Here is a 19,445-nt window from a genome sequence, read left to right as displayed (position 1 = left end):
TACTCACGACTTCGCGAAGGCCGCCCGAGGGGCGGCCTTCGGTCTTTCCCGGGGTCCGTTCCTCTCTCACCGAGATGGAGCACGGACCCATGAACCTGCTCGGCTTGTTGGACGACCCCCGCCCGTTCGCCCTGCTGCGCCGCCGCACCCCGGGCCACGACCACGAGCTGGTCGAGGTCCTGATCGGCCCGGTCGCCGCATACGACCGCCTCGCCGACCTGCCCGACACCTGCCTCGCGCTGGTGCCCTTCCGGCAGATCCGCGAGCGCGGCTTCGACGTCCGCGACGACGGCACGCCCCTGCTGGCGCTCACGCCCCAGGAGTCCTGCGCCGTCCCGCTGGCCGAGGCCCTGGAGCAGCTCCCGGCGTACGACGTCCGCGTCAGCGGCGGGGGCGGTGGCTTCGACATCCCCGACGAGGAGTACGCGCGGATCGTCGGGCGCGTGCTGGAGGAGGAGATCGGCCGGGGCGAGGGCGCCAACTTCGTGATCCGGCGCACGTACGAGGGTGAGATCCCCGGATTCGGGCGGTCCGACGCCCTCGCGCTGTTCCGGCGGCTGCTGGAGGGCGAGCGGGGGGCGTACTGGACGTTCGTCGTGCACACGGGAGAGCGGACCCTGGTCGGGGCGAGCCCCGAGGTGCACGTGCGGATGTCCGGGGGCACGGTCGTCATGAACCCGATCAGCGGGACGTACCGCTACCCCGCCGAGGGGCCGACGCCCGAGCACCTGCTGGACTTCCTCGCCGACGGCAAGGAGGTCGAGGAGCTGTCGATGGTCGTCGACGAGGAGCTCAAGATGATGTGCACCGTCGGCGACATGGGCGGGGTCGTGGTCGGGCCCCGGCTGAAGGAGATGGCGCACCTCGCGCACACCGAGTACGAGCTGCGCGGCAGGTCCTCGCTGGACGTGCGGGAGGTACTGAAGGAGACCATGTTCGCGGCGACGGTCACCGGCTCGCCGGTGCAGAACGCCTGTCGGGTGATCGAGCGGCACGAGAGCGGCGGGCGCGGGTATTACGCCGGGGCGCTGGCGTTGGTCGGCCGGGACCCGGGCGGGGTCCAGACCCTGGACTCCCCCATTCTCATCCGCACCGCCGACATCGACGCGGGCGGGCGGCTGCGGGTGCCGGTCGGCGCGACCCTGGTGCGTGGTTCGGACCCGGCGAGCGAGGTGGCCGAGACGCACGCCAAGGCGGCGGGTGTGCTGGCGGCGCTGGGAGTACGGCCGTCACGGCCGCGTGCCGAGCACACCCGCGCACGTCTGGCCGACGACCCGCGCGTGCGGGCCGCGCTGGACGGACGCCGGGCCTCGCTGGCGCCCTTCTGGCTGCGCATGCAGGAGCGCGCGGACGAACTGGCCGGCCACGCCCTGGTCGTCGACGGCGAGGACACCTTCACGGCGATGCTCGCGCACGTGCTGCGCTCCGGCGGCCTGGAGGTGAGCGTGCGGCGGTACGACGAGCCGGGGCTGCGGGAGGCGGTGCTCGCCCACGAGGGAACCGTGGTCCTCGGCCCCGGGCCGGGAGACCCGTCCGACCTGGCGGACCCCAAGATGCGGTTCCTGCGCTCCCTGACCGCCGAGGTGATCAGAGGCGAACGCCAGGGCGTGCTGGGCGTCTGCCTCGGCCACGAGCTGATCGCGGCGGAGCTGGGGCTGGACATCGTGCGCAAGGAGGTGCCGTACCAGGGGGCGCAGACGGAGATCGAGCTGTTCGGACGGCGGGAGACCGTCGGCTTCTACAACAGCTTCGTGGCGCGCTGCGACGACGAGACGGCGGCCGAACTGGCGGCGCACGGGGTCGAGGTCTCGCGCGCCGCGAACGGTGAGGTGCACGCGCTGCGCACCGCCGGGTTCGCCGGCGTGCAGTTCCACCCCGAGTCGGTGCTGACGCTGAACGGGGCGCGGGTCGTGCGCGAACTCGTGGGGCGGTTGCGGAGCGCGGGCGCGCCGTCGGTCTGACCCGGCTCCGGTCGGGGCCGCCCGGCCCCGGCCGGTACCGACGGCCGGGCGGTCAGCCGAAGAACACCCCGACCTCCTCGTACAGCGCCGGGTCCACCGTCTTCAGCCGGGCCGTGGCGTCCGCGATGGGGACGCGGACGATGTCCGTGCCGCGCAGGGCGACCATCCGGCCGAAGGCGCGGTCGCGGACGCAGTCGATGGCGTGCAGCCCGAAGCGGGTGGCGAGCCAGCGGTCGAAGGCACTGGGGGTGCCGCCGCGCTGCACATGCCCGAGGACCGTCGTGCGGGCCTCCTTGCCCGTGCGCTTCTCGATCTCCTTGGCGAGCCACTCGCCGACCCCGGACAGCCGGACGTGTCCGAAGGAGTCCAGGGACCGGTCCTTGAGGACCATGTCGCCGTCCTTCGGCATCGCCCCCTCGGCGACGACCACGATCGGCGCGTACGACGCCCGGAAGCGGGAGGTCACCCAGGAGCACACCTGCTCGACGTCGAAGCGCTGCTCGGGGATGAGGATGACGTTGGCGCCGCCGGCCAGGCCCGAGTGCAGGGCGATCCAGCCGGCGTGCCGGCCCATCACCTCCACGACCAGGACACGCATATGGGACTCGGCGGTGGTGTGCAGCCGGTCGATGGCCTCGGTCGCGATCCCGACGGCGGTGTCGAAGCCGAAGGTGTAGTCGGTGGCGGACAGGTCGTTGTCGATCGTCTTCGGGACGCCCACGCAGGGCACGCCGTGCTCGTCGGACAGGCGGGCGGCCACGCCGAGTGTGTCCTCGCCGCCTATGGCGATCAGCGCCTCGACCTCCAGCCCGGCGAGGGTCTGCCTGATCCGGCGGATGCCGTTCTCCACCGTCAAAGGATTGGTCCGCGAGGAGCCGAGGATGGTGCCGCCGCGGGGCAGGATGCCGCGCACGGCCGGGATGTCGAGACGGACGGTGGCGTTCTGAAGGGGTCCTCGCCAGCCGTCCCGGAAGCCGGTGAAGTCATAGCCGTACTCCTGCACGCCCTTGCGGACGATGGCCCGGATGACGGCGTTGAGGCCGGGGCAGTCGCCGCCTCCGGTCAGTACTCCGACGCGCATGGAACAGTCCCTTCGCCGCGGGTGTCTGACGAAGGGTCAGTGTGACGTGCGCCTCACTCGTCGTCGAGGCCGCGCTCTATCGCGTACCGCACGAGCTCCACGCGGTTGTGCAACTGGAGTTTGCCGAGGGTGTTCTGGACGTGGTTCTGCACCGTGCGGTGGGAGATGACCAGGCGTTCGGCGATCTGCTTGTAGCTCAGGCCCTTGGCGACCAGGCGCAGCACCTCGGTCTCGCGGTCGGTGAGCCGGGGCGCGCTGGGTTCGTCGGTGTCCGGGGCGGGGCCGGGCTCGGAGGCCAGGCGGCGGTACTCGCCGAGGACCAGCCCGGCGAGGCCGGGGGTGAAGACCGGGTCGCCGACGGCCGTGCGGCGGACCGCGTCCCGCAGTTCCTCGGTGGAGGCGGACTTCAGCAGGTAGCCGGTCGCGCCGGACTTCACCGCCTCCAGGACGTCGGCGTGCTCGCCGCTCGCCGACAGCACGAGGACCCGCAGCGCGGGGTTCGCGGCGACGACCTCCTTGCAGACCTGCACGCCGGGCTTGGCGGGCAGGTTCAGGTCGAGCACGAGCACGTCGGGCACGGCGGCCTTGGCGCGGCGCACGGCCTGGTCGCCGTCGCCCGCGGTGGCGACCACCTCGAAACCCGACTCGGCCAGGTCGCGGGCGACGGCGTCGCGCCACATGGGGTGGTCGTCGACGACCATGACCCTGATCGGGTCCCGCCGCTCCTCGGTGCTCTCCGTCATCGCTGCTCCGCCTTCCCCCGTGTGTGCGTCACGTCCTTCGGTACCTTCAGCTCGACCTCCGTGCCCTGGCCCGGAACCGAGATCAGCTCGGCGCTGCCGCCGAGGTCGCGCAGCCGGCCGCGGATCGACAGGGCGACGCCGAGCCGTCCCTCGCCCTCGGCCTGGACTAGCCGTCCCTCCGGAATGCCGGGGCCGTCGTCCCGCACGGTCACGATCACCTCGTCCGGCTCGTCCTCGACCAGGATCCACGCGCGCGCGTCCTCACCGGCATGCCGGCGGACGTTGTCCAGGGCGGCCCCCACCGCCGCGGCCACCTCCCGGGCGGCGACCGGCGTCAGCGGCACGGGCGCGCCGGGCTCGGCGAGGCTGACCCGGGCCGCGGCGAACGGTGCGAGCAGGGTGCGCAGGTCGACGGGGCCGCTCTCGTCCGGCTCCTCGTCGACGGCCCGGACGAGAGCGCCCTCGGCAGCGTCCTCCGAGACACGGGAGACGGGCACCAGTCCGCCGGAGACCAGCGTGCGCAGCGCGACCTCCTGCTCACCGGCCATCCTGCCCAGCTCGGCGGCCTCTCCCCCGATCACGGCCCCGCGGCGCTGCACCATGGCCAGCACCTGGAGCACGCTGTCGTGGATGTCCCGGGCGAGCCGCTCGCGCTCCCGGGTGGCGGCCTCGATCTCCAGGGCGCGGGCGAGGGTGCGCTCGGAGGCACGGGCGACCTCGACGACGTAACCGATGGCGATGGAGGCGATGCAGACCAGGAGGACGTTGTGGACGGTGTCGCGGGCCGGGCTGCCGCGCTCGATCAGGTTGGCGACGGCCACGAGGCCGGAGGCGAGGGCCGCCCAGCGCCAGCCGCCCTTGATGGCGAAGGCGAGGACGGCACCGGCGGTCCATATCGACGGCAGGGTCGGCCCGCCCGCCTGGATCCGCTCGTACGCGTCGGCGGCGGGCGTGAGCAGGATGCCGGTGACGGCGATGGTGAGGTCGGCGGCGAGGAACCGCTTGGTGCAGCGGGCCGCGTTCGCGACCCGGGGCAGTGTGGCCAGGGTCCATGTGCCGAGCACGGCGTAGTAGGCGACGGCGATCCAGGGGCGGGTGAACTCGTCGTAGGCGGTGGCGAACAGACCGACCGCGTAGAGCATCGTGAGCACCCGGTAGGCGGTGAGCGCACGCCACAGCGGCTGTTCGACCGACATCCTCATGACACGCTCGCGCTTGGCCATCTCCCCCGCCCCGTCCGACGCCCCGGCTAGGGCTCGGTCCGCCGCTGCTCCGTCTGCTTTTCCTTCTCGGCCTGTTCCTTCTCGGCCCGCGCGAGTGCGGCCCTGGCCGCCTTCTCGGCTTCCTTCTCCGCCTTCGCCGCTTCCGTGAGCTGCCTCTTCATGGCCGTCGCGTACATGTCGACGTACTCCTGGCCGGACAGTTTCATGATCTCGTACATGACCTCGTCCGTCACCGCGCGCAGCACGAACCGGTCGTGCTCCATGCCCTGGTAGCGGCTGAAGTCCAGGGGCTCGCCGATCCGGATGCCGGGCCGCATCAGCTTCGGCACGACCTTCCCGGGCGGCTGGATCTTCTCCGTGTCGATCATCGCGACGGGGAGGACGGGTGCGCCGGTGGCCAGCGCCACGCGCGCGAGGCCGCCCGGCTTGCCCCGGTAGAGCCGCCCGTCGGGCGAACGCGTGCCCTCCGGGTAGATCCCGAACAGCTCACCGCGCTCCAGCACGTCTATTCCGCTCTTGATGGCGGCCTCACCCGCGCCGCGCGCACCGGAGCGGTCCACGGGAAGCTGCCCGACGCCCTTGAAGAAGGCGGCCGTCAGCCGGCCCTTCACGCCGGGCGTGGTGAAGTACTCGGCCTTCGCGATGAAGGTGACCTTGCGGTCGAGGACGGCGGGCAGGAAGAACGAGTCGGAGAACGACAGGTGATTGCTCGCCAGGATCGCAGCGCCCTCGGCGGGTACGTTCTCCAGGCCCTCCACCCAGGGTCTGAAGGCGAGCTTCAGCGGACCCCCGATGGTGACCTTCATCGCGCCGTACAACAACCGAGTGCCTCCTGTATGTGTCGATCAGACCTTAACCCGGAGCGCCGTCAAAGGCGCCGACGGCCCTGGTCGGTGTCAGTGCGGTCGCGTACGGTGAAGGTCCCGCGAACGACGTGCGACCCCTTCCATGACGTTCCGTGACATCCCGTGATCGTGTCAGTCCCTTCTCACGACCAGGAGGCCGAAGGTGCCGGTCCTTGCCGGAGCCGAGCCGTTCCACCACGAGGGCGGGGAGGTCGCCGTCCTCCTCTGCCACGGCTTCACCGGATCACCGCAGTCGCTGCGCCCCTGGGCGGAGTACCTCGCCGAACACGGCATGACCGTCTCCCTGCCGCTGCTGCCCGGGCACGGCACCCGCTGGGAGGACCTGCGGATCACCGGCTGGCAGGACTGGTACGCGGAGGTGGACCGCGAGCTGCGCCTGCTGTGCGAGCGCCGCGAGACGGTCTTCGTGGCCGGTCTGTCGATGGGCGGGGCGCTGGCACTGCGGCTGGCCGCGAAGCACGGCGACGCCGTCCGCGGCGTCATGGTCGTCAACCCCGCGAACAAGGTGCACGGCCTGGCCGCGCACGCCCTCCCGGTGGTCCGCCACCTCGTCCCCGCGACGAAGGGCATCGCCAGCGACATCGCCAAGCCGGACAGCAGGGAGCTCGGCTACGACCGGGTGCCGTTGCACGCGGCGCACTCGCTGCGCCGGTTCTTCCAGGCCACCGACCGCGAGCTGCCGCAGGTCACCCAGCCGGTGCTGCTGCTGCACAGCCCGCAGGACCATGTGGTGCCGCCCGCCGACTCGGCCCGGATCCTCGGCCGCATCTCCTCGACGGACGTGAAAGAGGTCATCCTGGAACAGAGCTACCACGTCGCCACGTTGGACCATGACGCGGACCGGATCCACGAGGAGAGCCTCGCGTTCATCCGCCGCATCGCGTCCGGCCTCGCCAAGGAGCCCGGGCTCGGCAAGGAAGGGACGACCGCAGGTGGCTGAGCACGACTCCGACCGCGAGGGCCGGGAGCCGGACGAGAAGGGCGTCCCGTTCGACGAGGAGGCCGCCTGGGCGGCGATCGTCGCCGGATACGGCGAGGAGCCGCCGGACCCGCCGGGCGCCAAGCCGTTCAAGTCGATCGAGGACCTGGCCCTGCCGGCGGCCGGGACCAATGACATCGTGATGGACGGCGACCGGGGCGATACGGCCGTGAAGTCCGGGGACGCCGTGAAGCCGGCCGAGCCGGAGGAGGCCGAGGTGCCCGAGGAGAAGCCGGCGGAACCCGCGAAGCCGCTGGGCGGCTCCGTCTCCTTCGCGCCCGGTGTCGGCCCGCGCGACTACTCCGTGCGCGAGCCCGCCGAGGACGACTTCGACGAGGACGACGAGGGCCACTTCGTGCCGCCGGAACCACCCCCGGTGCCCACCGCCGACCCCACCGCCAAGTTCGCCTGGCTCGGTGTGCTCGGCGGGCCGGTGCTGCTCCTGCTGGCCGTGCTGCTCGGCTGGGACATGACGTGGTGGCTGGCCACGCTGGGGATCGGCGGGTTCGTCGGCGGGTTCGCGACGCTGGTGATGCGCATGCGGACGGACGACGAGGACGATGACGACCCCGGCCGGGGCGCGGTCGTCTAGGAAGCCGGGACCCTGAGGGCGGCCAGGACCGGGAGGTGGTCCGTGGCCGCCCTCAGGTCCGCGTCGGACACCCCGGGCTGTCCATGGGGGTCCCCCCGCTCGAGCGGAGCCGGGAGTGGGGTGGGCACACCACAGCCCAGCACCTGGATGTCCGCGGTCGCGAAGATCGCGTCGATGCGCTGGTAGGGGTCGGTGGGCGTCCAGGTGTGCTCGCCGCCCCAGGGAGCCGCGGCCCGGCAGTCCGTCAGGACGTCGGCGAGCCGGCGGAAGGCCGGTCCGTCGGGGCGTTCGTTGAGGTCGCCGCCGGCGATCGCGTGCTCCACACCCATGCTCGCGAGCCGGTCGAGAAGCATGCCGGACTGCTCGTAGCGCTCGTCCTTCTGCAGGGACAGGTGGCAGCTGAGCACGCCGAGGCGGGTGCCGGCGATGCGGACGACCGCGGTGGCGAAGCCGCGGCGGTGCAGGCCGGGGGTGGGGGGCAGGAGGATGTCCTCCGTGCGTTCGACGCTCACCCGGAGCGAGCTGAGGATCGCCGGTCCTGTGGTGGTGGCGCCGCCGGTGACGATCACGAGGTCGGACGCGAGGGCCAGGCGGGCGAGTTTCTTGCGCCAGCGGAAGAAGCGGGGTGCCTCTTGGAGGAGGACGAGGTCGGGCTCGCACGCCCTGATGACCCGGGCCAGGGCGTCGGTGTCGTCGCGCAGGGAGCGGATGTTGTAGCTGAGGACCCTGATGACCGCGGAACCGTCGGGTTCGGTACGGGAGTTGGGGAGCAGCGGCATGTGATCAATCTACGCCCAACGGGTCGGGGCGCGGGGATCGTGCGCGAGTGCCGGCCGTGTGTGGCTGATCGCGCCGTTCCCCGCGCCCCTGAAGCGCGTCCCCCCGGGGGGCGTTTACATGATCGGGGCGGGCTCGCGGGCCAGGTCGGCCGCGCCCACCAGGCCTGCCTTGTTGCCCAGTTCCGCCGCGCGGACCTCGGCGACCGGGCGCCAGTTGCCGCCGACCAGCCAGCGCTTGTACGACTTGCGGATCGGTCCGAGGACCAGCTCTCCCTCGTCGGAGAGGCCCCCGCCGACGATGAACGCGGAGGGGTCGAAGAGGGAGGCCAGGTCGGCGAGGCCCGCGCCGACCCAGCGGGCCAGTTCACGGTAGGAGTCGACGGCCACGCGGTCGCCCTGCCGGGCGGCCATGGAGATGTGCTTGCCCTCGATGCCGTCGGGGGTGCCGTTACCGAGGCCGAGCAGGATCTCGGCGTTCTCGGGGGTGGCATTGGCGCGCTGCTTGGCGTACCTGACCAGCGCCCGGCCCGACGCGTACTGCTCCCAGCAGCCCTGGGAGCCGCAGCCGCACAGCAGGCCGTCCGGCACCATGCGGATGTGGCCGAACTCGGCGGCCACGCCGAAGTGCCCGCGGCGCAGCTTGTTGCCGATGATGATGCCGCCGCCGAGGCCGGTGCCCAGCGTGATGCAGATGACGTTGCGGTGACCCTTGCCGGCACCGAACTTGTACTCGCCCCACGCCGCGGCGTTCGCGTCGTTCTCCACGACCACCGGGAGGCCCACGCGGGCCTCGACCTTCTCCTTGAGCGGCTCGTTGCGCCAGTGGATGTTGGGCGCGAAGTAGACCTCGGAGCGCTGCCGGTTCACGTAGCCGGCGGCACCGATGCCCACGCCTCCGATGTCGTGTCCGACGCGTGCGCCGTCCACCGCCGAGGCGATGGCGTCCACGATGCCCTCAGCCGTGCCCGGGGTCGGCACCTTGTGGGTCGAGAGGATGTTGCCTTCCTCATCGACCACGCCGGCCGCGATCTTCGTGCCGCCGATGTCGACGCCGATGGTGAGTCCCATGAATCCCTCAGTTTCGGTCGAGCCCCGCTACGGCCAACGGTACCCGAGGCCCCGCCGTCGGATTCGCCGTCGTCCGCACGCTGGGCACCCCGAAGGGCCGCTCCGCAGCCGCCGCGCGACCGGAGCCGGGGGCTCAGTCCAGGTCGATGCGCTGCCCGGGACCGGCGTCGTCGCCACCGTCCCGGCGTCCGTCCTGGTCGCGGGGGTCGTCCCTGTCGTCGCGGCCGGTCCAGCGCCGCTCCTGGGCCTGGACGGCCGAGCGATAGGCGGCGAGCAGCTCGTTCCCGGCCGCCGCCAGGTGGTCGAAGACGTCCGGATTGCGCTCGATGACGGGTTCCACGGCCTCCTTGGCCTGCTGGACGGCCTGCCGGACGGCCTGCTCGGCGGCGGGCCCCGCGATCGCGCCGAGCAGCGGGGACCGGACACCCGACAGTTTCTCCGCGACGGCGTCGACGAGCTTCTTCAGCTCCTCGGCCGCGGAGCCGGGAGGCGTGCCGTACCGGGTGCGGCGGCGGTCCTTCTCCGCCTGGAGGTCCTCGGCGCACGCGGTCGCCCAGGCGTCGGCGTCGGTCGCCCGCATCTCGTCCGCGGCCTCTTCGCGGGCGGCGTCGGACGGGGGGAGCTCTTCGCTCATGACGGACTCCTGACTACGGTTCGTCCCTACGACGGTACCCGAACGGGCGTAACCGGTTCACGGGCCGGGCGGACCTGTCTCTCCCCGGTTCCGCCCCACCGGGTCACCGGCCCTGCGGCCACTGCTTCGGGTCGGGTGTGAAGCGGATGCGCAGCTCGCCGTCGCGCAGCGCGGCCCCGTCGACGGTGCAGCGGCGCAGCGCGGAGGGCAGCGAAACGATCCGCCGGAACGGCCCCGCCGTGACGACGAGTTCGTCGCCGCGCCGGACGAGGTCCAGTTCCTCGCGTATGGCGCCGGGCAGCGGGATCCGCCAGACGAGCACGCCTTCCTCGTCGAGCCGGTCGGTCACCGGCCAGTCGGCCTTGGTGGCCGTCTGCTCGGCGCCGGGCACGGCGAGGGCGGTGAGATCGTCGGTGCCGCGCGGGTCGCGTCCGAGGTGGGCCACGGTGCGGACGTCGTACGACTCCCGCCACTCCTCCAGCGTCTTGCGCTGCTGGGCGACCGGGCCGGCGAGCCAGGTGTCCGGGGAGGCCTCGGGCAGGACGCGGTTGGCGACCACGACGTCGGTGCGCAGTCGGCGCAGGGCGAGACCGAGGCCGGCGGTGCGCAGCGCGTCGGCGCCGGCCGGGCCGGGCTCGGCGACCAGCCGTACGACGGTGTCACGGTCGGCGACGACCGCCTCGACGGCGGCCAGTTCCAGGTCCCAGCGCGCCGCCGCGTCGTAGAGCCACTCGGCGGGCATGGGCACACCGGCGAGGCGGCCGAGGACGGGGCGCAGGGCGCGGGCGGCCTGCCGCTCCGGTGGGAGCAGGCGGCGCAGGTAGCGGCGGAGTTCCTCGGGCAGGGCGAGCAGGGCGAGGGCCTGCGGGGCCGGGGGGAGGTCGACGACGAGGGTGCCGTACTTCTCCGAGAGCGCGACGTCGCGCAGGGCGCGCAGCAGGGCGAGTTCCTCGGCGCCGGGCAGGGGCGTGAGCTCCTCGGAGTCGAGGCGGGAGGCGCCGAGGAGGTCCAGGGCGGAGGAGGCGCGGTCCTGGAGGGCGGTGAGGTCCCCGCGGAAATCCTGGGCGGCGTCGGGGCGCCAGGCGGTGAGGTGAGGGGCCGCCCGCACCGGGGCCGGGCCGGTCGTCACCCCCAGGGCGGCACCGAGCGTGTCCGTGCGATCGGTGCCGAGGACGAGGGTGCTGGTGCCCTCGGCCGCCGCGGCCAGGGCGGTCGCGGCCGCGAGGGTGGTACGGCCGCTGCCGCCGGGCCCGGTGATCAGGATGGTGCGCATGGGTGTGACGGTACCGGCCGCCGGCCGGGCGCCCGGTGTCGCCGCCGGGGCCGTCCGGGTGTGCGGCCGGGGCCGTCCGGGTGTGCGGCCGTGGCTACTTGCCCGCTTCGACCCTCTTCTTCAGGCCGGCCAGCGCCCGGTCGATGATGACCTTCTCCGCCTTGCGCTTGATCATGCCGAGCATGGGGATCTTGACGTCCACGGTCAGCAGGTAGGTGACCTCGGTGCCGCCCGCGCTTGACGGCTTGAGGATGTACGAGCCGTCGAGGGACCGGAGCATCTGGGACTTCACCAGCGTCCAGGACACCTCGTTCTCGCCCGTCCAGGTGTAGCCGAGGACCTGGTCGTCCTTGATCGCGCCCGCGTCCATGACGAGGCGGACCTGCTCGGCGCGTCCCTCGGCGTCGGTCTTCAGGACCTCGGCCTCCTTCACCTCGCCCGTCCAGTCCGGGTAGCGGGCGAAATCGGCGATGACCGCCATGACGTCGGCCGGGGCCGCCTCGATGGTGATGCTCGAGCTGGTGTGTTCCGCCATCGCCGTGGCTCCTCCGGATACGGGCCGAATATGAGGTCGTGCGCACGTGAGTGCAGCGTGAAGGCTACCGCGCACGGGACCCGCCGATCTCATCCGACCTGGGGCGTCCTCACCACTCCAGCGCCCAGGGCGCTCCGGTCGACGCGAAGTGCCCCACGTTCACACACTCGGTCGCCCCGATCCGCATCCTCTTCACCAGCGGCTGGTGCACGTGCCCGAAGAGGGAGTAGCGGGGCCGGGTGCGGCGGATGGCGTCCAGCAGGGCGCGGCTGCCGCGCTCGAAGCGGCGGGCGACGGTGTCGTAGACCAGCTCGGGGACCTCGGGCGGGATGTGCGTGCAGAGCACGTCGACCTCGCCGACGGCCTCGATCTTCGCCGCGTACTCCTCGTCGCTGATCTCGTAGGGCGTCCGCATCGGGGTGCGCAGGCCGCCGCCGACGAAGCCGAAGACCCGGCCGCCGATCTCGACGCGCTCGCCGTCGAGGACGGTCGTGCCGGGGCCCGCGTACTCCCGCCACAGCGGCGGCATGTCGACGTTGCCGTAGGTGGCGTACGTAGGAGAGGGGAACGCGGCGAACAGCTCGGCGTACTGCTTGCGCACCGCCTCCTCGATCACCGCGGCGCGGTCCTCCTGGAGGCCGGCCCACAGCTCGGCCCCGAGCACCCGGGCCTCCTCGAAGCGGCGGGCGGTGCGCAGCGCGACGATGCGGTCGGCGTTCTCCACGCCGAACAGGTCGGGGAAGATGCCGCGGGAGTGGTCGGCGTAGTCGAGGAAGAGGACGAGGTCGCCCAGGCACACCAGGGCGTCGGCACCCTCGCCGGCCCTGGCCAGGTCGCGGGCGTTGCCGTGGACGTCGCTGACCACGTGCACGCGGGTGCGGTGTTTTCCGCCTGGTGTGGATGCCATGACGATCAAGCGTAAGCGTGTGCGGCACACGTGAACAGTGGCGATCCTACCTGCGGTTACTGGCCAGTCAGTTAGCCCGTGGACTACTGTGCGCGAAGGAATACCCAACTGTGTGACGCAGCGAACATCTCGACGGAACCCCCTGTCGGAGAAGCCATACCGGCGGGTAACGTCCGGGCAGTCCAGTCGTGCTCTGCATTTCAACAAGTGAATGCCTGAGTACCTCCCCGAGCCTTGGACCGCACCGTCGCAGCACACACCGTCGTGGCGCCGGCGCCCTATGAGGAGCAGCAGTCTTGCGCGAGTTCAGCCTTCCGGCTTTGTACGAGGTCCCTGCGGACGGAAATCTGACCGACATCGTCCGCAGAAACGCCTCGCAGCACCCGGACGTCGCCGTCATCGCCCGCAAGATCGGCGGCAGCTGGCAGGACGTCACGGCCACCACCTTCCTCGCCGAGGTGCACAGGGCGGCCAAAGGACTGATCGCGGCCGGGGTCCAGCCGGGCGACCGGGTGGGCCTGATGTCCCGCACCCGCTACGAGTGGACGCTGCTGGACTTCGCGATCTGGAGCGCGGGCGCGGTGACCGTGCCGGTGTACGAGACCAGTTCGCCGGAGCAGGTGCAGTGGATCCTCGGCGACTCGGGCGCGACGGCCTGCGTCGTGGAGTCGGACGCCCACGCGGCCGCGATCGAGTCGGTGCGCGACCGGCTGCCGGCGCTGAAGCACGTGTGGCAGATCGAGGGCGGCGGCATCGAGGAGCTGGGCCGGCTCGGCCAGGACGTCACGGACGAGACGGTCGAGGAGCGCGGCTCGTTCGCCAAGGCCGACGACCCGGCGACGATCGTCTACACCTCCGGCACCACCGGCCGCCCCAAGGGCTGCGTGCTCACCCACCGCAGCTTCTTCGCGGAGTGCGGCAACATCGTGGAGCGCCTGCGTCCGCTGTTCCGCACGGGCGAGTGCTCGGTGCTGCTCTTCCTGCCGCTCGCCCACGTCTTCGGACGGCTGGTGCAGATCGCGCCCATGATGGCGCCGATCAAGCTCGGCTGTGTCCCGGACATCAAGAACCTCACCGACGAGCTGGCCACGTTCCGCCCGACGCTGATCCTGGGCGTGCCGCGCGTCTTCGAGAAGGTCTACAATTCCGCGCGCGCCAAGGCCCAGGCCGACGGCAAGGGCAAGATCTTCGACAAGGCCGCCGACACCGCGATCGCCTACAGCAAGGCGATGGACACCCCGTCCGGCCCGTCCCTCGGCCTGCGGATCAAGCACAAGACGTTCGACAAGCTCGTCTACAGCAAACTCCGCGCCGTCCTCGGCGGCCGGGGCGAGTACGCCATCTCCGGCGGCGCTCCGCTCGGCGAGCGCCTCGGGCACTTCTTCCGCGGCATCGGCTTCACGGTCCTCGAGGGCTACGGCCTGACCGAGTCCTGCGCGGCCACCGCGTTCAACCCGTGGGACCGGCAGAAGATCGGCACGGTCGGGCAGCCGCTGCCGGGCTCGGTGGTGCGGATCGCCGACGACGGCGAGGTGCTGCTGCACGGCGAGCACCTGTTCAAGGAGTACTGGAACAACCCCGGCGCGACCGCGGAGGCGCTGGCCGACGGCTGGTTCCACACCGGTGACATCGGCACCCTCGACGAGGACGGCTACCTCAGGATCACCGGCCGCAAGAAGGAGATCATCGTCACCGCGGGCGGCAAGAACGTCGCCCCGGCCGTGATCGAGGACCGCATCCGGGCGCACGCGCTGGTCGCGGAGTGCATGGTGGTGGGCGACGGGCGGCCGTTCGTGGGCGCGCTGGTCACCATCGACGAGGAGTTCCTGGGCCGTTGGTGCTCCGACCACGGCAAGCCGGCGGGTTCCACCGCGGCGTCGCTGAGCGAGGACCCGGACCTGCTGGCCGCGATCCAGGCGGCGATCGACGACGGCAACGCCGCGGTGTCGAAGGCGGAATCGGTGCGCAAGTTCCGCATTCTGACCTCCCAGTTCACGGAGGAGTCGGGCCACCTGACGCCGTCGCTGAAGCTGAAGCGGAACGTGGTGGCGAAGGACTACGCGCACGAGGTCGAGGCGATCTACGCGAAGTGACCCACGGCCGGGCCGGCTATGGCGCGGTGTCCTCGCTGAGGACCCGCGCCATCGTGCGTTCCGCGAGCGCGGTGATGGTCACGAAGGGATTGACCCCGAGCGCCCCGGGCACGGCGCGAGGACGGCTCCCGGTACCCCGTCGCCGGGATGCCCGCGACGGCCGGTCCGGTGAAGACGCCCGGTGCCGCCGGGGCCGACGGTGCCGTCACCGGAGTGCTCCCCCCGGGGCGCCGACCGCCAGGCTGGTGGCCGAGGCCCCGGTGACGTCACCTGCGGCAACCTCCGCGCCGAAGAGAGCATGAAAGCTCGCGCTGCCGCCTCATACCTTGCTCTTCAGCCAGGCGACGATGCGGTCATACACGCCCGGCGCGCTCAGCAGGGAGCCGCCGTGCGCGGATCCGGCGACGACCTGCGTCTGGATCCGGCCGCTGGGCACGCCCTTCTCCTCGGCTGTGGCCTTCAGGTCCGTGGAGTGGACGGGTGGCACGAAGTCGTCCTCGGAGTGGACCAGGTACATCGGGGCGTCGGCCGGGTCGACCCAGTTCTTGGAGACCATGCTGCGCCAGGTGTCCCAGCAGGAGGGGTGGAGCGTGGTCGAGGTGTCGTCGGAGTCGGGGTAGCAGCGGGCGAGGATGGCCGAGTTGTCCCGGAGTTTGCGCTTCTTGGCGTCGGTAGAGGTGTTGCCGTCGTTCCACGCCCGGTAGGGCGAGGCGACGGGCGAGAGGGCGACCACGCCCTTGAGTCGCAGGGTGCCCGCGCCGTGCGTCGCCGCGTCGGTGGCGAGCTGGCCGCCGGCCGAGGAACCGAGCAGCAGCACGCGGTCGGGGTCGACGTCGAACTCGGCGGCGTGGGAGCGGATCCAGGCGACGGCGTCGGCGACGTCGTCGCGCTGGGCCGGCCAGCCGGCCTCGAAGTTGAGCCGGTACCTGATGGCGAACACCTGGAAGCCCTCGGCCGCGAAGCGCTCCGCCGAGGAGGACCAGTCGGTCTGGTGGTACCAGTATCCGCCGTGGATGAGAATCAGCGCGGGCTTTGGCCCGGAGCTGCTCGCGTTCCAATGGGCGTCGAGGGTCTGACGGGCGTGGGGGCCGTACTTGTGGGTGGCCTTCGTGGCCCCGGCCTGCACTTTCTGTGTCGTGCGGGCCTCCTGGGCGGCCGGAGCCGTCGACGCGGTGGTGGAGAGGGCGGCGGTGCCGGCCACGGTGAGGGCGGCGAGCGCGGGCAGCAGTAAGCGGCGCATGGGTGTGTGCTTTCAGACGAAGAAGAGGGGGTGAACGGCCGGTCCGGCGACGGCTGCGAGCTGCCGCGGGACCGGCCGTGGTGCGGCCGGGACTTCGGCGCGTCAGCGGATCACGGAGCCGAACGTCTCACCGGCCGCGGGCAGGCCGCCGGTGCCCGGCTGGAACGTCGTGACCGGCTGGGTGCCGCCGCTGAGGACGTTCCCCCACGGCACGGCGTGCGCGGAGCCGTACGAGACGGGCCCGTTGGGCAGACCGAGGTAGAGCTCGGAGCCGGTGGCGTGGAGCGCGGTGCCCACCTTCTGCCCGTTGCCCAGGGCACCGGGAATGCCGAACTTGCCCGGGTAGACCGTGTTGATGAAGGCGCCGTTGGTCAGGCTGAAGGTGTAGACCGTGCCGCCGTCGGTGGCGCCGGTGCTGTCCTCGCCGGGCACACCCACCGCGAGCAGGGTGTTCTGCGCGGTGCTGACCGCGCCCGGGGCGGTGTTCACGGCCGACAGGGACTGGGCGAAGCTGTCATTGGCCTCGGTGGCGCCCGGGACACCGGAGGAGCCCTGGTAGATGCCGGAGACCTGGGTGAACCCGGAGGCCGTGAGACGGAAGGTGTCGACGCGGCCCGCGTTGACGGCTTGGGCGCCGTCCTCACCCGGGGATCCGACGGCCAGGAGCGACTCGGTGCCGTTCGCGGAGGCGCCTGCCCGGTACTGCACCAGGGCCAGCGACGCGCCGAACCGGTCGTCGGCCTCCGCGCCGCCCTCGACGGTGTCGAGGTCCTGGTCCAGACCGGTCACACCGGTCGGCAGCTTGTCGGCGTTGAGGGTGTGGCTGAACAGGGAGACACCACCGGCGGCGGCCAGCGTGCCGATGGCCTCGCCTGGGGCGCCCACCACGAGGTGCTGCGGCGAACCGGCGAGGGAGGAGCCGAACTTGTCGCCCTTCTCCAGGGCGCCCGGCACGCCCGACTTGTCCTGATGGATCAGGACGTTGGTGGTGCCGGAGCCGCGCACATAGATGACCCCGCCCGCGTCGGTCGCACCCCCGGCGGCGTCCTCGCCGGGCGCGCCGACGGCCAGGTACGGCTCACCGGCGAGCGTGGTGCCGGCGGCGAGGGCGGCGCCGAACTGGTCGCCGGACTCGGACGCCATCGCCGCCAGGGCGCCGCTGCCCGAGCCCTGCTCCAGGCTGACGGCCGCCTTGCCGGTGGTAAGCCCCGCCGGGGCGCCGTAGAGGACGTTGACCATGCCGGCGTCAGCGGCCGATCCCAGGTCTTCGGACGGGGCGCCGACGACAAGGTCGGTGCAGCCGTCGAGGTTGTGGTCGAAGGTGGCGAGCGTCGTGCCGAAGTGGTCCTTCGCCTCCGAGCCGCCCGGCACCGCCTCGAGGTCCTGGGTGATCTCGGCGGTGCCTCTGCCGCCGCCGTGCACGACGCGGACCAGTCCCGCGCCCGCGTCGCCGCCGACGGCCGCGTCGGGGTCGGCGACGGCGGTGTCGCGGACGCCGTCGCAGTTGAAGTCGGTGACGGGAGCGGCCTGCATGGTGGCGTCCAGCCACGAGCGCAGGTTGTCCACGCGGGTGCTGACCGCGCCGGTACGAGTCTCGTCCGGGTTCTGGCCGAAGCAGCCGCCCTGCCAGGATCTGGTGGCGATGGCCACGACCTCGTAGCCGCCGGCTCCGCCGGTCCGGGCGCGCAGGGCCGGGCCGCCGGTGTCACCGGCGCAGACGGCGACGCCGTCCTTGCCGGCCAGATCCAGGGTCTCGGTCGCCATCGCGCCGGCCGTGAAGGCACCGGCGTGCAGCTTCAGCGGTGACCACTCCGTCTTGGTGCGGCCGAACCCCGGGACGGTGAGGGTCTCGCCCGTGGTGGGCATGGTGGTGCCGACCGCTGCCGGTGTGACGCCGGTGACCGGCGTGGCGAGCCGGGCCAGGACGACATCGCGGTCGGTGCGCGGCACGAGCTCCACGACTTGGCGGACCTGGCCGGCGGTGCTGGTCAGGTCGGTGCGGCCGATGGTGGCGGTGGTGGTCTTCGCGGGCTTGCCCGCGCGGATCTGGAAGCTCTGCTGCGGGTTGTCGGCGAAGCAGCTCGCGGCGGTCAGCACCCAGCGGGGGTCCACGAGCACGCCGGAGCAGGCTCGTTCGCCGGAGCCGATGTCGAGTCGGGCGGTGAAGGTGAGAGTCCCGTCGGTGCTCGGGCTGCCGGTCACGGCCTGCGCGGAGCCGCTGGTGAACGCGCCGGTCAGCAGGGCGGCCACGACCGCCGTACTCAGCAGCGCCGTGCGCGGGCGGAGAGGAGACACGTTCGTTTCCTTCGGACTTCGGGTGGGGACGGTGGCCGTACGCGGCCGCCGTGCGGTGGGCGGGTGCGGTCTCGGCACGTGGATCAGCCGGTGACGCGGATCTCCAGGAGCACGGCGGGCGGCTCGCCCAAACCTTCGCCGACGCCCTTGAGTTCGTTCTTCGGGACGTCGACCGTCTGGCTCTTGCCCTCGGCGGTCAGCTCGGCCCGTACCGGGTGACTTTCCGTCTGGATGCCGAAGACGTTGGGCAGTTCGAGGGTGAGATGACCGGTGGTGTGCGTGGCCTTGAAGCAGAACTCGCCGGCGCCGACCCGGGTCATGACCTTGATCTGGTCAGCGGCTTCGTTGCAGGTGGCCAGGGTGATGCGACCGTCGCCGCGCTTGAGGGCGATGCCCTGCTCGGCGAGGATCCGGTCCGCGTCCGGGTAGGCGAAGTCCTCGACCGCGACCGGCGGTTGGGCTCCGGCAGCGACGCCGGGGGCCGCGCTCGGGGCGGCGGTGGCCAGAGCGGTGCCTCCGGCTGCCACCGCGCCGACCATGAGGGCGGCGAGCAGGACTTTTCGGGCTCTGGATATCACGGAGGATTCCTTCCGGGAAGCGACACGCGAGAGCATGTGAATACGGGCCGGGCGACAGACGTCGATCGGCACCGCAGGCATGCCGGAACGGCATGCCGAGAAAGGATCCAGGAACGCAGACAGATGGCGATGCGCGTGAAAACACCGGGAATTCAACCCGGTGGCACGACTCCCCCTCGTTCCCCCAGAACGCGTTCCTGCGTGATCGCTGAAACGCCCCCTTCACAGCCGCCCGGTCCCGGCGGCGATCGCACGGTAGCAAGTAATCGCCACCTAAACACCCCACGAGTGAAACACGTGACTTACACTCTTTGGTCACATTTTTCGTATGCGTACGACACCTTAACAGCCCATTTATGCCGTATCTGCCGGCGCTTCACTGAGCCTTCACCGTCGTTTTGTGTGGCTGAAGTCACAGCCTGGCGCTCCGCGCGCGTGCGTCCGAAAACCGTCTGCCCGCGTTGCGCGCGAAATAGGAGACTGGAAATCACGGCGTATTCTCAGTGAGGCCGAAGTTCGGTGACTGGTCCGTCGGTTGACCAGAAACGAAATGGGTGCTTGTTCCTTGACTGAGAGATCCGGAGCCCGGACCGGCATA

The 19,445-nt window shown here is 71.8% G+C and carries 17 protein-coding genes; 4 read left to right on the top strand and 13 right to left on the bottom strand.

The window, feature by feature from the left end; genetic code table 11:
- Nucleotides 1-89: 89 nt before the first annotated feature.
- Nucleotides 90-1,961 carry an anthranilate synthase family protein gene (locus ACIQHQ_RS04670; RefSeq protein ID WP_402610035.1) on the top strand — a complete coding sequence of 624 codons (1,872 nt, stop codon included), beginning with the start codon at nucleotides 90-92 and terminating at the stop codon, nucleotides 1,959-1,961.
- A gap of 52 nt (nucleotides 1,962-2,013) precedes the next feature.
- On the opposite strand, the gene ACIQHQ_RS04665 is transcribed toward ACIQHQ_RS04670, so the two are convergent.
- Genes ACIQHQ_RS04665 through ACIQHQ_RS04650 form a run of 4 tightly spaced genes read right to left on the bottom strand, consistent with a single transcriptional unit; the run spans nucleotide 2,014 to nucleotide 5,814 of the window.
- The gene (locus ACIQHQ_RS04665; RefSeq protein WP_402610033.1) at nucleotides 2,014-3,042 is read right to left on the bottom strand and encodes a 6-phosphofructokinase; all 1,029 of its coding nucleotides are present in this window, start codon (nucleotides 3,040-3,042) and stop codon (nucleotides 2,014-2,016) included.
- A 53-nt stretch (nucleotides 3,043-3,095) separates the two neighbouring features.
- Nucleotides 3,096-3,785: a response regulator gene (locus ACIQHQ_RS04660; protein ID WP_402610031.1), complete on the bottom strand. Its 690-nt coding sequence runs from the start codon at nucleotides 3,783-3,785 to the stop codon at nucleotides 3,096-3,098.
- On the bottom strand, nucleotides 3,782-5,008 hold the full coding sequence (gene macS, locus ACIQHQ_RS04655; RefSeq protein ID WP_402610029.1) for a MacS family sensor histidine kinase: 1,227 nt from the start codon (nucleotides 5,006-5,008) through the stop codon (nucleotides 3,782-3,784). Before macS ends, ACIQHQ_RS04660 begins: the two co-directional genes overlap by 4 nt.
- Before the next feature lie 26 nt (nucleotides 5,009-5,034).
- A complete protein-coding gene (locus ACIQHQ_RS04650) occupies nucleotides 5,035-5,814 on the bottom strand; it encodes a lysophospholipid acyltransferase family protein (RefSeq protein WP_402610623.1) in 780 nt (259 codons plus the stop codon).
- Nucleotides 5,815-6,016: 202 nt separating this feature from the next.
- On the opposite strand from ACIQHQ_RS04650, the gene ACIQHQ_RS04645 reads away from it, so the two are divergent.
- Nucleotides 6,017-6,814, top strand: coding sequence for an alpha/beta hydrolase (locus tag ACIQHQ_RS04645; RefSeq protein WP_402610027.1), 798 nt, complete (start codon nucleotides 6,017-6,019; stop codon nucleotides 6,812-6,814).
- Entirely contained in the window at nucleotides 6,807-7,445 is a 639-nt protein-coding gene (locus ACIQHQ_RS04640) for a hypothetical protein (protein ID WP_402610025.1), read from the top strand. Before ACIQHQ_RS04645 ends, ACIQHQ_RS04640 begins: the two co-directional genes overlap by 8 nt.
- On the opposite strand, the gene ACIQHQ_RS04635 is transcribed toward ACIQHQ_RS04640, so the two are convergent.
- The 6 genes from ACIQHQ_RS04635 to ACIQHQ_RS04610 form a co-directional block, all read right to left on the bottom strand.
- Nucleotides 7,442-8,224, bottom strand: coding sequence for an endonuclease/exonuclease/phosphatase family protein (locus tag ACIQHQ_RS04635; RefSeq protein ID WP_402610023.1), 783 nt, complete (start codon nucleotides 8,222-8,224; stop codon nucleotides 7,442-7,444). The two genes, ACIQHQ_RS04640 and ACIQHQ_RS04635, sit on opposite strands and share 4 nt — an antisense overlap.
- A 114-nt stretch (nucleotides 8,225-8,338) precedes the next feature.
- Complete coding sequence (locus ACIQHQ_RS04630; protein ID WP_402610021.1) at nucleotides 8,339-9,292, bottom strand: ROK family glucokinase; 954 nt, start codon at nucleotides 9,290-9,292, stop codon at nucleotides 8,339-8,341.
- Nucleotides 9,293-9,425: 133 nt separating this feature from the next.
- On the bottom strand, nucleotides 9,426-9,926 hold the full coding sequence (locus ACIQHQ_RS04625) for a DUF5304 domain-containing protein (protein WP_402610019.1): 501 nt from the start codon (nucleotides 9,924-9,926) through the stop codon (nucleotides 9,426-9,428).
- A gap of 103 nt (nucleotides 9,927-10,029) precedes the next feature.
- Entirely contained in the window at nucleotides 10,030-11,199 is a 1,170-nt protein-coding gene (locus ACIQHQ_RS04620; RefSeq protein ID WP_402610017.1) for an ArsA family ATPase, read from the bottom strand.
- Between the two features lie 94 nt (nucleotides 11,200-11,293).
- Nucleotides 11,294-11,734, bottom strand: a complete 441-nt coding sequence (locus ACIQHQ_RS04615) for an SRPBCC family protein (RefSeq protein ID WP_402610015.1) — start codon at nucleotides 11,732-11,734, stop codon at nucleotides 11,294-11,296.
- 109 nt (nucleotides 11,735-11,843) lie between these two features.
- A complete protein-coding gene (locus ACIQHQ_RS04610) occupies nucleotides 11,844-12,641 on the bottom strand; it encodes a metallophosphoesterase (RefSeq protein WP_402610013.1) in 798 nt (265 codons plus the stop codon).
- A gap of 296 nt (nucleotides 12,642-12,937) precedes the next feature.
- Between ACIQHQ_RS04610 and ACIQHQ_RS04605 the strand changes: the two genes are divergently transcribed.
- Entirely contained in the window at nucleotides 12,938-14,734 is a 1,797-nt protein-coding gene (locus ACIQHQ_RS04605; RefSeq protein ID WP_402610011.1) for an AMP-dependent synthetase/ligase, read from the top strand.
- 319 nt (nucleotides 14,735-15,053) lie between these two features.
- Here ACIQHQ_RS04605 and ACIQHQ_RS04600 read toward each other — a convergent pair whose 3' ends face one another.
- The 3 genes from ACIQHQ_RS04600 to ACIQHQ_RS04590 all read right to left on the bottom strand — a co-directional run bounded on the left by ACIQHQ_RS04600 (nucleotide 15,054) and on the right by ACIQHQ_RS04590 (nucleotide 18,847).
- Nucleotides 15,054-15,974 (bottom strand): alpha/beta hydrolase, encoded by a 921-nt coding sequence (locus ACIQHQ_RS04600; protein WP_402610010.1) that lies wholly within the window; start codon nucleotides 15,972-15,974, stop codon nucleotides 15,054-15,056.
- 102 nt (nucleotides 15,975-16,076) lie between these two features.
- Nucleotides 16,077-18,269, bottom strand: coding sequence for a S1 family peptidase (locus ACIQHQ_RS04595; protein ID WP_402610008.1), 2,193 nt, complete (start codon nucleotides 18,267-18,269; stop codon nucleotides 16,077-16,079).
- An 83-nt stretch (nucleotides 18,270-18,352) separates the two neighbouring features.
- A complete protein-coding gene (locus ACIQHQ_RS04590; protein WP_402610006.1) occupies nucleotides 18,353-18,847 on the bottom strand; it encodes a hypothetical protein in 495 nt (164 codons plus the stop codon).
- Between the last annotated feature and the right edge of the window lie 598 nt (nucleotides 18,848-19,445).

The organism is Streptomyces sp. NPDC092370, assembly GCF_044755265.1.
Lineage (GTDB): Bacteria > Actinomycetota > Actinomycetes > Streptomycetales > Streptomycetaceae > Streptomyces.
The sequence above is the reverse complement of the archived record's forward strand: the minus strand, read 5'-3'. Positions and strand labels throughout refer to the sequence as shown.